Below are 13,226 nucleotides of genomic sequence, written 5' to 3'. Positions count from 1 at the left end.
GTTCTAGGCCTATAGCATGGAGCCGCAAGGGCTTAAAGGCCATGTCTTCTTTGAGGGCTTACATCTGTAGCGGTGGCAAGGTGACGTCAGAACAGATAAAGAAAAAAGACCAAAAAGGTGAGAATGCGGACAAAAGACACAAATTCACCTTGAACCTGGAGGAGATCTTAGGTCCCGTTATAAGTGAGCTTGGATGCATAACGGTACTGAAAACGGGAAAGGTAACGCCCTTATACACGACCTTAAGGGGCATATGTCATGGCGGGTTTGATTTTTACCTAACCTAAAAGACGTTGCCCTTTAGGACACATGGGGAGTGGTTCCTAAAAATCCTACAAAAACTTGACGCGGTCAAACTCTGATACAATACGGTAAATCTCGGATTTTGGTTGCATTATACAGTAAAGGGCGGTCAATATGTTCATTTCTATTTAGTTTATTGTATAATGCAATCTCATATATCTTGGATCCAAATTGGGAGGAATTAACCATGTTGAGAGAAGAAAAACTTTATACCACATCATCGGATTATGTGTATGACGAATTGCTTCATAAGATATTGATGAGACAGCTGAAGCCGGGAGAGCGCCTAGCTGAGGTTAATCTCGCCGTGACCTTAGGTGTGAGCAGAACTCCTGTAAGAGAGGCTCTGCGCAGATTGGCAAGCCAAGGCCTGTTGGAAATAATTCCGAACGTTGGTGCCCGATTGGTATCGCCATCTCAAAAGGATGTCGAGGATACCTTTAAAGTGCGTAGTGTTCTGGAAACAACGGCAATAAGGCTTTCCTTACAGAATATGGATGACACAAACCTGGAAGAGCTGGAAGAGGTTATCGCGCAAGAAGAAAAGGCGATCCGGAGAGGCGAGTTTGAAGAATATCTTGCAGTGAATGAAGACTTTCATCGCATAATAGCTCATCTTAGCGGCAATGAAGTCTTAGAAAGTTTTATAAAGAACTGCATAGCGCGGATTAGTATATATACTGCTATCATCGATTCCCCAATACATGAAATCCTGGAGTCCAGCCTTTCCGAGCACAAGAAAATATTGGAAGCGATCAGGGAAAGGGATGTATCTAAGGCCGAAAAAAATATGGAGGAACATATGATCAATACGTCAAATTTCTTATTTTCATATGGGAAAAAGATGGTTTAATTTCATATTGGGAAGGAGATAATAAATACATTATGAATGTGCCGGCCTTTGATTTAAAAAGAAATTATGAAATGTTGAAGGATGAGCTGAAAGATGCTGTTAACAGAGTATTAGAATCGCAAAGGTTTATATTGGGAGAAGAGGTTGAGGGTTTTGAAAGAGAAGTTGCCTCTTATCTGGGCGTAAGCAATGCCCTGGGATGTGCCTCCGGTACCGATGCCCTGTTGCTTTCTCTTATGGCTTTGGGAATAGGAGAGGGTGATGAAGTTATTACGACACCCTATACTTTTTTTGCAACTGCTAGTGTGGTTTCCAGGCTTGGTGCCAGGCCCGTCTTTGTCGATATCGATCCTGTAACCTACAACATAGATATCGACAAAATATACGATCATATTACACCTAAGACGAAAGCGGTTATAGTGGTTCATTTGTTTGGTCATATGGCTCAGGTCGAGAAAATTGAGGGCCTTTTGCACGATAAAAGGATTTATTTAATAGAAGATTGCGCGCAATCCTTTGGAGCATGGCGCAAGATAGACGACGATATCAGGTATTGTGGGACCATTGGGACCTTTGGGTGTTTTTCCTTTTATCCTACGAAAAATCTGGGCGGATATGGTGATGGCGGTTTAGTAACTACCAATGATGATTACCTTGCAGACAGGATTAGAAGGTTAAGAGTTCATGGTTTATGCGGTGAATATGTTCACGAGGAATTGGGCATGAACAGTCGTTTAGATGCAATCCAAGCCGCTATTTTAAGGTGCAGGTTGCCTCATGTTGACGAGTGGAACAAACAACGCAGGATCATAGCGGAGCGATATCGAATATTGTTCGATACATATGGCATTTCAGAGTTCGTTAAAAGTCCCTATGAAGACACTGACGGATATCACGTATTTCATCAATATGTGGTCAGATGCGACAAGAGGGACGAGTTGATGAAATATCTTACAGAAAATGGGGTTGGGACAAGGGTTTATTATCCTTTGCCCTTACATTTGCAGCCGGCATTCAGCTTTTTGGGATACAAAATGGGAGATTTTCCCCAAGCCGAAGCGTTGAGCAAAAACAGTTTATCTTTGCCGATGTATCCGGAATTATTGCCTGAGGAGCAAGAATACGTTGTGGATACGATGGCTAAATTTTACAGGAGTAATTAGCGAGGCGTGGTATATGATATTTTCCCTTATAATATATAATATGGTAGGAAGAATCGGTTCGCGGAGGAGGTGAACGACAATGTATTTCCCGTTGTTTTTCGATCCAACTTTTATAATCCTGATACCTGCGCTTCTTTTGGCGATATGGGCACAAATAAAAGTACAGGGTACCTTCAATCAATTTTCGAAGGTATATTCCCGAAAGGGAGTAAGAGCCTACGAAGCCGCGAGAGCGCTATTGGATCGTTTTGGGCTTTCAAACGTTCCTATAGAGAGAATATCTGGGTCGTTAACCGATCATTACGATCCTAGGATTAAGGTGCTGCGTTTATCCGAGAGCGTTTACTCGAGTCCAAGCATTGCAGCGATAGGAGTGGCAGCTCACGAGGTTGGACATGCAATACAGGATGCCAATGCTTACAAACCATTGAAAGTTAGAAATGCGATAGTCCCGGTGGCGAATCTGGGAACAGGTTTAGCATTTCCACTCTTTTTCATAGGGTTGCTTTTTAGAGCGCCCGTATTGATGGATATAGGCATTCTGTTTTTCGTCGCTGTGATTATATTTCATCTTGTCACCCTGCCTGTTGAGTTCGATGCCAGCGCAAGGGCCTTGCGCTACCTAACCGATACTGGGTTGTTGGCGCAAGACGAAGTTGGCGGTGCACGAGCTGTTTTAAATGCGGCTGCTTTGACCTATGTGGCAGCTACTGTAATGGCGATGGCTCAGCTTTTGCGTCTGTTGGCTTTTAGGAATATGGTGGACAGAAGGTAAGTCTTCTTTTCTTGGGCTTATCGCAATTAATTTGTGATAATATAAGGGGTGGTTTGCCACCCCTTATATTATCCGACGCGGAGGATCTGGTCATGCCGATTTTATTGTTATTTTTAATATTATTGTTCGTGGCTCCCTGGGCTTTTGGGTTATTGTTGGTTTTTTTCCTCATATTTCTATTGGTATTTATTCCCCTGGGTTTTGCCGCTCAATCTTTTATATGGTTAATCGTGGGCCCGGGACAGTTGTTGCGTATATTGTTTAACAAAAAAGTCAGGCGAAACCATGCCCTGGAACATGCTACTGTTAACGTCATTGAAGAGAATTATGGTCCAACCAATATTGCGGGGATGGCTTATGAGAACGGATTTACCTTGAAAGGTGTTATGGATCCTCATTTAGTGTTGGCAGCAGCGAGGGAAGGGTTGTACAGGATGAGTCGTGGCGAGAGAAAATTGGCCGTGCATCCAAGGTGTGGGACAACTATCGTCGTGACGAACACAGTGGCTGCTGCCGTATTTGTTGGATTTCTTTTCCTTACCGGGCATTTAAGTTTGTTTTCGATATTGTTGGCAATACTTTGTGCCCATGCATTTGGTGCTTTTTTTAGCAAAATTGCACAATATTATATCACAACAAGTCAAGACGTCAGTGGCATGACGATAGATGGGATAGAGGTTAGGTCAAATCCGATGAATTTTTTGGGGATGAAATTTATGATGCCTTCGGAGCTGTTTATTTCGACGAGACAGCCGGAAGATGGCCTAAGCGTTGAGGTGGTGGATTAGTGAAGGGTGTTGAGGCGGCCTTAGCGATATGGGAGGAAACTCGTAAAGGCTTGTTTCTCTCACAGGTTCTGAGACGATTCGGGGAAGATTTGCCTGAAGGTGAACGCAAGTTGGCTTCTACATTGGTCTATTGTGCAATGCGCCGCTACAATCTTTGGGTAGAGATACTAAGATCTTTTTTGAGAAGGCCCTTTGAGACTTTGCAGGCTGAAACTCGTGACATCTTAATCTTGGGTTGTGCCGGTTTGTTGGAGATTAAACACTTCGTTCCGCAGTCATTGGTAAATGCCTTTGTGGAGGCGACTAAAAAGAAGAATCCGGCTGATGCCGCTCTGGTCAACGCCGTCCTTCGCAAGATTGCATCCGATGGCAGAGAGAAGTTAGAGGAGTTGAAAAATAGCCCAAACCAAATAAATCAGGCTTTATTCTGGGGTTTACCGCAATGGATAGCTAGGCGATGGATGGAGAGTTGGGGGCAGGATCTGGCCAAGAAGCTATTTGTATCACAGCTGATAAAACCCTATCTCTCTTTTAGGCTGTCTCCTCGGACTGATCCTGGGGAAATGGGCGAGAAGTTTTTTGAAGAGGGTGTGAAAAGCTGGAGGTCTCCATATTTTAACTATGTTCTCAGAAGCAATTCCTTTGGGCATCCCCCTTCGATGCTAGGCTACAACGAGGGCCTGTGGACGCCTCAAACTGAATCGTCAATTTTTGTTTCCGACAAAGTACTGTCTCTGTCTTCGTCGCTGGGAAAAAGGAAGATATTGGATATGTGTGCCGGACGGGGTATAAAAGCCGGACATATTTTGGAAAGAGCGCAAGACGTGACAATCGAAGCCTGGGATCTTTCAAAAAACAGAGTATATGCGGGACGCAGAGAGCTTCGGAGGTTGGGCGTGCAGAACAGATCCATATGGAAGGTTGGAGATTCTCTCAAATTAGCGCCAGAAGAGGCACCCGAAATAGTGTTGTTAGATGCTCCCTGCTCCGGAAGCGGGACTTGGGGCAGGCATCCGGAAGGCAAATGGAGGCTTTCTCCGGGAAAGTTATCCTCATATTCGGATCTTCAAAGGGATTTGTTGGAACGTGCTATCGGCATGGTAACTACCGGGGGAATTGTCGTTTACAGCACCTGTAGCGTCTTTAGAGAAGAAAACGAAAGGGTAATAGGCGAGGCCCTTTGCTCTAACCCCGATATCATAGAAATTGAGATAGAGGGAGGAGGGTTCCCTTTACAGAGGGGGCGACCCTTTGGTTATTACTTGTTGCCCGGGAGTCCTTGGGTGGATGGTTTCTTTTTATGTATTTTAATGAAACGCTGAGGGGGGAAAGAAATGAGGCGATGGATTAGCCTCTCTTTACTGATTGTCTTATTGGTATTAGTTTGCAGCGGTTTGACCATGCTCTATTTTGTCTTCTTCGGTGGGAGCAGTGTAACGATGCCTGATTTAGTAGGGAAAAGTGCCATCGTGGCAATGGAAAATCTCCAGCAATTGGGGTTGTTGCCCAAGGTGGAGGAAGTCGGTTCCTATCAAATGCCTGGAGTGGTCTTGGGGCAATTGCCCGAAGCAGGAGATAAAGTGAAACGCGGCAGAGTTGTTATATTGCGAGTGAGTAGCGGTGGCGAGCGTCATGCACTTCCTGATGTCAGGGGAATGCAGTATGAAAGTGCATTGAGTAAGCTAGAAGAATCGGGCTTTATTGCTGGAGATGTCTTGCGCATTTACGATAGCAATGTTCCTCCTGGAGTTGTTATTGCCCAAAGTCCTGCAGCTCCTGCCAGGGTGCCGCCAAAAACCCGCGTCAATGTGTTGGTCAGCCTCGGCCCTAACGTTGGCGACAATAACGTTTTTCCCTTGCCCAACGTTACGGGAATGAACGTTGAAGAGGCCAAAAAAGTGTTGAGCGAAGTGGGCTTATTTGCAAAAAATATAGAATATATAGATACAATTTCGACTCAACAGGGAGTTGTAATGTCGACCAAGCCTAGAGACGGAACGCAAGTGGCGAGGGGGAGCCAAGTCACTTTGATAGTATCCAGCGGGAAAGCTCCTCAAAAACAACCTTCTCAGGAAGTAGTCAGAGTTCCCGGAGCTGCGGTTTCTCAAGATGTCGTTGCTTTGCCTCCTAAACCTGCAGCCAAGGAACCGGCAAAACCTGAAGGCGAAAGAACACAACAAGAGGAGGTAAAAACCGAAAAACCGCAACCTAAGCCTGCAGATGTTTCCGGACAAAAAGGAGCCTATGAGCAACAAGGGGAAACGAAACAGGCCAAAGTTAGATATCCCGTTCCTCCTTTATCGCGACCTTTGGAGTTAGTCATTAAAGCGACCGATAAAAGAGGGGAACACACTATTTTGAGTAAAGAAGTAAAGGGTAACGAATATATAACGCTTGACATACCGTACACGGAGCAGTTGGTCGTAACTATATACTTAGGAGGAGAGTTTGTCTGGGAGGAGAGGTATTTTTGAGAAAAGTTATTTTAGCTCCATCTCTTTTGTCGGCTAACCCGCTCGATATAGCGGGTGATATTGAAAAAATTAAAGGGCAGTGCGACTGGTTACATATTGATGTGATGGATGGTCATTTTGTGCCAAATTTGGCCTACGGGCCAAATTTGGTGGCTGCACTTAGAAGTGATGAAAACATTTCTCTTCCTATCGATGTGCATCTTATGGTCGAACCGCCTGAGTGTTTTATAGATTTATTTCTTCCCCTAGGCGTCGACTACCTGACAATACAGATAGAGGCAACCCCTCACTCTCATAGAGTTTTACAACGCATAAGAGACAGCGGTGTAAAATGTGGTATTGCCCTTAATCCCGGAACACCTGTGGAGTGTGTTGCTCCGCTCCTTCCTTTCCTGGACATGGTTTTGGTTATGTCAGTAAATCCGGGGTTTGGAGGTCAAAAGTTCATTCCGCAGGTTTTGGAAAAGGCTGGATGGCTTTACAGAGAACGGGCAGTTAAAAATTTTAACTTTTTAATAGAGATGGATGGAGGATTAGGACTGGAAAATGTACAAGCCGCAGTGCGCTACGGTTGTGATGTGATTGTAGCCGGGAACGCCGTATTTGGCCATAGCGATCCTGCCTTTGCTTTAAAAACCATGCGGGATAAGATAATGGAGGTGTTCCAATAGGTGGCGAAGGATAAAGATCTCAAGGGCAAAAATCTATCGGAATTAGGCGATATTCTTCGACGCACGCGAGAGGAAAGGGGGTTATCTTTGGACGACGTAGCCAAGGATACCAAAATACCCCGCAGTCATCTGTTAGCTATTGAAAGCGGAGAAATGGATCGATTGCCAGGAAGGATATTTGCCCGTTTCTTTATTAAGGAGTATTTGAGCTACCTCGGACTTTCGGAGTTGTGGTCTCAATATGATTCGTTTCTTCCAATGGACGAGCAGGTCGAAATATCATCTGTTCTGGGTACTTATACCCCCCCGCCCAAAGGCTTCAAGGCAACCTCAAGGTGGTGGATATATGCTGTCTTGATCTTGCTTTTGGGGGCAAGCGGGAGTTTGCTTTATCTTCGCAGGGAGCATGTTATAGACATAATTAAACAGCCTAGAAATGTCGTATCAGTGGAGACGGAAGTTGGCCCAGACGCCTCGCCGGAGGATATCCTAGCTGTAATAAACGGCTTTGAAGATAATCAAGAACAATCCATTGTTGTTGAAAGACACGATGAAGATGTTTCTTTACAAGCCACCTTACCTCACGTCGAGGGCGGGGAAGCGATGAAAGCACAAGAAAAAGAGAAAGAGGAAACTGCAAAGGAAATCTCTAAGATATTGGAGATCAAGGCTTCCAGAGGAAGGTGTTGGGTGCGAGTTTCAAGGGGAGACGAAAAAATATACGAAGGAACTCTTCAGCGAAACGAGACGAAGACCTTTGAGACAACTGGCGAGCCTATCAAGGTGCGTTTTGGCAACGTGGCTGCAGTGGATGTAACGTGGATGGGAACAAAGGCAGAGATGCCCAGAGGTTCCGTGGTTACAGTCCTTTATCAGGCAGACGGGAAGGTTGTGAAGGCGGATTAATGAAAGAAAAAGTTTTCATCGTAAGTTTAGGGTGTGCAAAAAATCAGGTAGATAGCGAAAAGCTTGCCGGGGCAATGACTTCAAAGGGATTTGGGTTTGCGGAAAATTTCGAGACAGCCGACGTCATACTCGTGAACACCTGCGCCTTCATAGAGCCTGCAGTTAAGGAGAGTATCGATGTCATCCTGCATCTGGAAGAGCTTAAAGGTTTGGGAAAGGTTAAAAAAATTGGCGTTTTAGGCTGTCTCTTGAACCGGTATGGCGACGACTTAAAAAGGGAGTTCCCAACGGTAGACATATGGGCAAGGTCGGAAGAATGGGAACATGTTTTGAGCTGTCTTGGCGTAAATGACACGAGCTTTTCGCCTTGTTTGCGGGGTTTTATTCCGGAGACGACAACGTGGAGCAGGTATCTAAAGATAACGGAAGGATGCAATAATTGCTGCAGCTATTGCACCATACCCTCTATTAGGGGTCAGCTGAGAAGCAGGCCTATTGATGAGATTTTAGAAGAAGCGGAAAATCTCGTTTTGCAGGGAGCAAAGGAGATTTGCCTAGTGGGACAAGATTTGACTGCCTATGGCATGGATTGGGACGGTTCCTCTCATTTAGTTGAGTTGCTTGATTTGTTGGAAAAACATGTGCCCGACGGTATGTGGATTAGGCCTTTATATCTTCATCCGATGCGTGTTAATGAAAAATTTCTAGAGCGCATCGCCAGCTATAAAAATGTCCTAAGATACCTTGACATTCCAATCCAACATGTCGATGATGAGATCCTTTCGTGTATGAATAGAAATGTGACCGAATCGGATTTACGAAGGATATTTTCCTACGCAAGAAAAATAGATCCGGATTTTGCACTGAGGACTACTATAATTGTAGGTTTTCCGGGAGAAGATAATTTTAAATTTAAAAAAGTATTGCGCTTTCTCGAGGATATGGAGATAGACAGAGTTGGAGCCTTTTTGTATTCGCCGGAAGAGGGCACCAAGGCAGCTGGCATAAAGAAACAGGTTTCTGACGAGGTCAAAAGGAAAAGGTTAGACATATTGATGGAACTGCAGGCAGATATATCATTGAGCCGACAGGAACGTTTTTTAGGTCGCAAGCTAAAGGTCATCGTAGAAGAAAGAAACTACGAGGATTGTGTATTGGGAAGATCCTTTAGAGAAGCTCCGGAGGTTGACGGCGTTATTGCAATAAAGGGAGTGAAGGATGTACCTTGTGGTGGCTTTCTAAATGTGAGAATTAATGCAGTTACAGAGCACGATATGGAAGCCGAGGTAGTTGTCGATGAAGGGTAATTTTTTTGAAGAAGCTGCTGTTTTGTGGGGAGTAGGTAGAGTGTCGTCGATGCCGGGCACTCTGGCATCATGCGTAGCCGCAGCTCTTTTTGTTATTGCAAGGCCTTCCTGGTGGCTGATAATTGTTATTGCGCTGGCTGGAGTTATCGCCTCCGATAGATATTCCAAAAGAATAAAAGAGAAAGACCCCAAGGAAGTTGTCATAGATGAGGTCATAGGTACTTGGATAGCATTGTATGGACACCCCACCGGTTATGTAATAGCAGGCCTTTTTCTCTTCAGAGTCCTTGATATATTCAAGCCATTTCCTATTTCCTGGAGCGAAAAGGCACCTGGCGGATGGGGTATAATGGCCGATGATTTTCTGGGTGGCGTAATGACCAATCTTATATTATGTGCCGTTAAGTGGCTTTATTTTGATGGTGGTTTTGTAAACATATTGGCGAGGTAGGGAAGTATGTTTATAAAAAAGGCGTTGTTGGTCGCTATTGGCGATGAGCTCGTTTTAGGACTTAAAAGGGAAGACAATGTTTCATGGCTCTCCAGGGAGTTGGCCCTTAGAGATTATGATGTAAGAGCATTAGAAGTCATTAGAGATGAAGAGGAAATTCTTATAGACTTACTGAATTATTGGGTTGGTAAAGTGGACCTCATTGTTATTTCAGGCGGTCTTGGCCCCACACACGATGACAGGACGAGAGCAGCTGTAGCCAAGTTTCTAGAGGTTCCTCTGGTGAGGGATGATGAAACTTACGATTGCATCATTGCCAGGCATTCGTTGGAATCTAAAAAATATCTAGAAGGATGTCGCGATAAGCAGGCATCCATTCCATTGGGTTCAAAGGCTATTTTTAACCCTGTGGGATCTGCTCTAGGTTTTTTGGTCCACGCCGGGAAAACGGAAATTCTAGCCCTACCAGGAGTGCCGATGGAATTTAAGGCAATGGCGCAGCAATATCTGAGTGGCCTGAAAAAGGGTGCCTCCATACGCCTTGTTTTATGCAAGATCGTAGGATGGCCTGAAAGTGAACTGAAGGAAGCTCTAGGCGACCTAGTTAAAAAGTTTCCCAACTATATTATGTTTTTGCCGGAACCCAATGTAGTGACTTTGGCCATAAAGGGATCTGAGGAATTAACGTCCGCTCTTCTGTGCGAAATTAAAACAATTCTCGAGGATGACGTGCTTCCCGACGATGTTTCTTGTTTAGAAGAAGCCATAATTGCACTTGCGTCAGATTTAAACGCAAGCTTAGCTTTTGCCGAATCTTGTACGGGTGGTATGGTAGGAGAATCCATTACAAGAATTCCGGGAGCGTCTTCGGTTTTTGCGGGAAGTGCTGTATGTTACAGCAATTTAGCTAAGAAGATCATTTTGGGAGTCCCTGAGAAAGTATTGGATAGTTTTGGAGCAGTTAGCGAGGAATGTGCGCTTTCCATGGCGAGCGGTGCTATGAGAATTTTCAAAGCCGACTATGCAGTCTCTGTTACCGGTATTGCTGGGCCATCGGGAGGAAGCCCTAATAAACCCGTCGGAACAGTATGTTTCGCAGTCTCTTCCGCAAGGGGTGACGAGAGGGCCTTTACGAGGCATCTCAACGGAGATAGGGAAACTATACGCCTTTGGAGCAAAAATATAGCCTTAGAGGCAATTTGGAGGGAGTTAAAGAGGCTTGGCCAAAAAAGATAATGATCAAAATAGTCAAATCAGGTGTTTTCTATGCATCGAGCTAGACGACTATTTAAAGGACGAAATTGAAGAAATAACGGAAAAACTTAAACCCCTAGCCCCTAACCTTAAATGGGTGAGCAGAGAAGCACTTCATTTAACGCTTAGGTTTTGCGGCAATATATCACAACCCACCGTGAATATGATATCTCGAGAATTGAAAGAAAGGCTCGATACTTCGAGGATTGATCCTTTCACTTTAAAACTTTCTAGTATAGGCGGATTCCCAAGTCTAAAGCGGCCCAGAGTTTTATGGTTAGGGATATCAGGTGATTTGTCTCCTTTATTTAAGCTGCAATTAATGGTAGAGAAAGTATGTTCTTCCTTTAAGGGCGTTCATAAAGACGAAAAACCCTTTTCTCCCCATTTAACTTTAGCAAGAGTCAAAAAACCGTCTGATGTTACGCCAACTTTAATCGATTTTATGGCCAACATGAAAGTTCGTGACATATCTTGGCCTGTAGAAATTTTTACTTTTATGAAAAGCGACCTAACGCCCAGGGGAGCTATTTACACTCCTTTGGTTCGTTACAAACTGGGAGGTGCCTTATAAATTATGGCAAAAAAAGAAAGCGCTAAAACGAGAGAAGATATACTTCAACAGGCTATTTCTGATATTAAAAGCAAGTTCGGGGAAGGAGCCATAATGCGTTTAGGCGATGGAGGCGTTTCGTCTGTGGAGGTAATACCAACTGGCATATTGCCTTTGGATATCGCACTTGGTACGGGGGGATTGCCCCGCGGCAGAATAATAGAGATATTTGGGCCTGAGGGATCCGGAAAGACTACGCTCGCCCTGCATCCCGTAGCGGAAGCTCAAAAGCTGGGAGGTGTAGCGGCATTTATAGACGCCGAACATGCACTTGATCCCTCTTTAGCCATTTCCGTCGGTGTGGACACAAAAAGCCTCTTTATTTCCCAACCAGATAGCGGAGAACAGGCGCTGTATATTTTAGACTCCCTCGTGCGGAGCGGAGCCGTAGATATCTTAGTAGTGGATTCCGTTGCGGCGCTCACTCCTCAAGCGGAAATAGATGGCAAAATTGGAGAAACCCAAGTTGGATTGCAGGCGCGTTTGATGTCCTATGCTCTAAGGAGGCTTGCGGCTTCAATATCCAAGAGCAAGTGTGTTGTCGTCTTTATAAACCAACTGAGAGCTCAAATTGGAATGTCCGGATATGGCGGGCCCCAAGAGACGACGACCGGAGGAAGAGCGTTGAAATTTTACAGTTCCGTTCGCATAGAAGTGCGCAGGGGAAAGTCGATCACAAAGGGAGATAGTATCATCGGACACGAACTTTGGATCAAAGTAGTCAAAAATAAGCAAGCGCCGCCCTTCAGGGTAGCTCATGCTTCATTGATATACGGAAGAGGAATCCCGAAGGCAATGGCAATCTTGGACATGGCGTTAGATATGGATGTGATCAAAAAAAGAGGTTCTTGGCTGGCGTATAAAGGAGAAACACTTGGCCAAGGCAAAGAAAAGGTTGCTCAGCTGATGGAAGAACAACCGGAATTAATGGAAGAGATAGCTCAGGAAGTTAAAAGCATTTTGGCTGAAACGGCTGGTCTGGTGAATTTGTCGCCTCCGAGGTATGCAAAGGAAGAGGATGCCAGCGAGGAGGAACGTGGGGGGAATTCCGACGGGATAGTGCTTGGTGACGAAGAGGAAGTACTTGAATTGGAGGTAGATGATTCGGAATAGCTATGACATAGATTATTTGTTGTGGTCGTCCCTTTTGTTTAATATAAATTATAGTTTATAGTAAGTTATTCATATCATATAGTATGTATCTTATTTATGAAACTGATACTCATAGTTGGTATTGACAAATGGTATCGATGAAGCTAATATAACACTTACCTTCGGGCTGCAATGATTTCGTAACACGCCGGAGGTATTCAATCAGCACCTTGACAAGTTCATAGGCAGCAGCGAGAAAGCCTGAAAGTAAAGTAATTGAAATCAGTTGTGCGAGCACCTATTAAGGTGCAAGTCAGTTGGTTTTCAGCTTGCAGCATATAAAGCTTTGGATTGAACGGAGAGTTTGATCCTGGCTCAGGACGAACGCTGGCGGCGCGCTTAACACATGCAAGTCGTGCGATACCTCGAGCGAGTCTTACGACAAGCTCAAGGTAGAGCGGCGGACGGGTGAGTAACACGTGAGTAGCTGTCCTAAGGAGGGGGATAACGCCTGGAAACGGGTGCTAAAACCCCATATGCCTCGCAAGAGGTGAAAATGTAGCTTGCTACAGCCTT

General features: G+C 44.8%; 13 protein-coding genes, 1 rRNA gene and 1 pseudogene. All 15 read left to right on the top strand.

The annotated features are described in order from the left end of the window. Positions 1–287, top strand: a pseudogene (locus BLU12_RS09725) (UPF0236 family protein); the annotation flags it as partial. 203 nt (positions 288–490) lie between these two features. Then, on the top strand, positions 491–1,156 hold the full coding sequence (locus BLU12_RS09720; RefSeq protein ID WP_091462417.1) for a GntR family transcriptional regulator: 666 nt from the start codon (positions 491–493) through the stop codon (positions 1,154–1,156). A gap of 29 nt (positions 1,157–1,185) precedes the next feature. Next, the gene (locus tag BLU12_RS09715; RefSeq protein ID WP_091462416.1) at positions 1,186–2,319 is read left to right on the top strand and encodes a DegT/DnrJ/EryC1/StrS family aminotransferase; all 1,134 of its coding nucleotides are present in this window, start codon (positions 1,186–1,188) and stop codon (positions 2,317–2,319) included. Between the two features lie 79 nt (positions 2,320–2,398). Then, on the top strand, positions 2,399–3,094 hold the full coding sequence (locus BLU12_RS09710) for a zinc metallopeptidase (RefSeq protein ID WP_091462414.1): 696 nt from the start codon (positions 2,399–2,401) through the stop codon (positions 3,092–3,094). 92 nt (positions 3,095–3,186) lie between these two features. Next, positions 3,187–3,882: a DUF6391 domain-containing protein gene (locus tag BLU12_RS09705; protein ID WP_091462412.1), complete on the top strand. Its 696-nt coding sequence runs from the start codon at positions 3,187–3,189 to the stop codon at positions 3,880–3,882. After that, the gene (locus BLU12_RS09700; RefSeq protein WP_009202374.1) at positions 3,882–5,204 is read left to right on the top strand and encodes an RsmB/NOP family class I SAM-dependent RNA methyltransferase; all 1,323 of its coding nucleotides are present in this window, start codon (positions 3,882–3,884) and stop codon (positions 5,202–5,204) included. Before BLU12_RS09705 ends, BLU12_RS09700 begins: the two co-directional genes overlap by 1 nt. Positions 5,205–5,216: 12 nt before the next feature. Beyond that, positions 5,217–6,356, top strand: coding sequence for a PASTA domain-containing protein (locus BLU12_RS09695; protein WP_234945611.1), 1,140 nt, complete (start codon positions 5,217–5,219; stop codon positions 6,354–6,356). After that, a complete protein-coding gene (gene rpe, locus BLU12_RS09690; protein WP_091462411.1) occupies positions 6,353–7,027 on the top strand; it encodes a ribulose-phosphate 3-epimerase in 675 nt (224 codons plus the stop codon). The genes BLU12_RS09695 and rpe overlap by 4 nt, the downstream gene beginning before the upstream one ends. Further along, the gene (locus tag BLU12_RS09685) at positions 7,028–7,933 is read left to right on the top strand and encodes a helix-turn-helix domain-containing protein (RefSeq protein ID WP_091462409.1); all 906 of its coding nucleotides are present in this window, start codon (positions 7,028–7,030) and stop codon (positions 7,931–7,933) included. Next, positions 7,933–9,240 carry a 30S ribosomal protein S12 methylthiotransferase RimO gene (gene rimO, locus BLU12_RS09680; protein ID WP_091462408.1) on the top strand — a complete coding sequence of 436 codons (1,308 nt, stop codon included), beginning with the start codon at positions 7,933–7,935 and terminating at the stop codon, positions 9,238–9,240. Before BLU12_RS09685 ends, rimO begins: the two co-directional genes overlap by 1 nt. Next, positions 9,230–9,691 carry a phosphatidylglycerophosphatase A family protein gene (locus tag BLU12_RS09675; RefSeq protein WP_091462406.1) on the top strand — a complete coding sequence of 154 codons (462 nt, stop codon included), beginning with the start codon at positions 9,230–9,232 and terminating at the stop codon, positions 9,689–9,691. Before rimO ends, BLU12_RS09675 begins: the two co-directional genes overlap by 11 nt. A gap of 6 nt (positions 9,692–9,697) precedes the next feature. Next, entirely contained in the window at positions 9,698–10,927 is a 1,230-nt protein-coding gene (locus tag BLU12_RS09670) for a nicotinamide-nucleotide amidohydrolase family protein (protein ID WP_091462404.1), read from the top strand. Next, complete coding sequence (gene thpR / locus BLU12_RS09665) at positions 10,911–11,519, top strand: RNA 2',3'-cyclic phosphodiesterase (RefSeq protein ID WP_091462402.1); 609 nt, start codon at positions 10,911–10,913, stop codon at positions 11,517–11,519. Before BLU12_RS09670 ends, thpR begins: the two co-directional genes overlap by 17 nt. 3 nt (positions 11,520–11,522) lie before the next feature. After that, positions 11,523–12,671: a recombinase RecA gene (recA, locus tag BLU12_RS09660; protein ID WP_091462400.1), complete on the top strand. Its 1,149-nt coding sequence runs from the start codon at positions 11,523–11,525 to the stop codon at positions 12,669–12,671. Between the two features lie 331 nt (positions 12,672–13,002). Beyond that, positions 13,003–13,226 (top strand): 16S ribosomal RNA (locus BLU12_RS09655); the annotation flags it as partial.

This window comes from Acetomicrobium thermoterrenum DSM 13490, from assembly GCF_900107215.1.
Classification (GTDB): Bacteria; Synergistota; Synergistia; order Synergistales; family Acetomicrobiaceae; genus Acetomicrobium; species Acetomicrobium thermoterrenum.
This window is presented reverse-complemented; position numbering and strand designations above follow the sequence as displayed.

What these genes read in the sequence shown, in the direction of transcription:
- BLU12_RS09705 (WP_091462412.1), top strand. Translation starts at nt 3,187, where the DNA reads ATGCCGATTTTATTGTTATTTTTAATATTATTGTTCGTGGCTCCCTGG.
- BLU12_RS09695 (WP_234945611.1), top strand. Translation starts at nt 5,217, where the DNA reads ATGAGGCGATGGATTAGCCTCTCTTTACTGATTGTCTTATTGGTATTA.
- rimO (WP_091462408.1), top strand. Translation starts at nt 7,933, where the DNA reads ATGAAAGAAAAAGTTTTCATCGTAAGTTTAGGGTGTGCAAAAAATCAG.
- BLU12_RS09670 (WP_091462404.1), top strand. Translation starts at nt 9,698, where the DNA reads ATGTTTATAAAAAAGGCGTTGTTGGTCGCTATTGGCGATGAGCTCGTT.
- BLU12_RS09710 (WP_091462414.1), top strand. Translation starts at nt 2,399, where the DNA reads ATGTATTTCCCGTTGTTTTTCGATCCAACTTTTATAATCCTGATACCT.
- BLU12_RS09720 (WP_091462417.1), top strand. Translation starts at nt 491, where the DNA reads ATGTTGAGAGAAGAAAAACTTTATACCACATCATCGGATTATGTGTAT.
- BLU12_RS09675 (WP_091462406.1), top strand. Translation starts at nt 9,230, where the DNA reads ATGAAGGGTAATTTTTTTGAAGAAGCTGCTGTTTTGTGGGGAGTAGGT.
- recA (WP_091462400.1), top strand. Translation starts at nt 11,523, where the DNA reads ATGGCAAAAAAAGAAAGCGCTAAAACGAGAGAAGATATACTTCAACAG.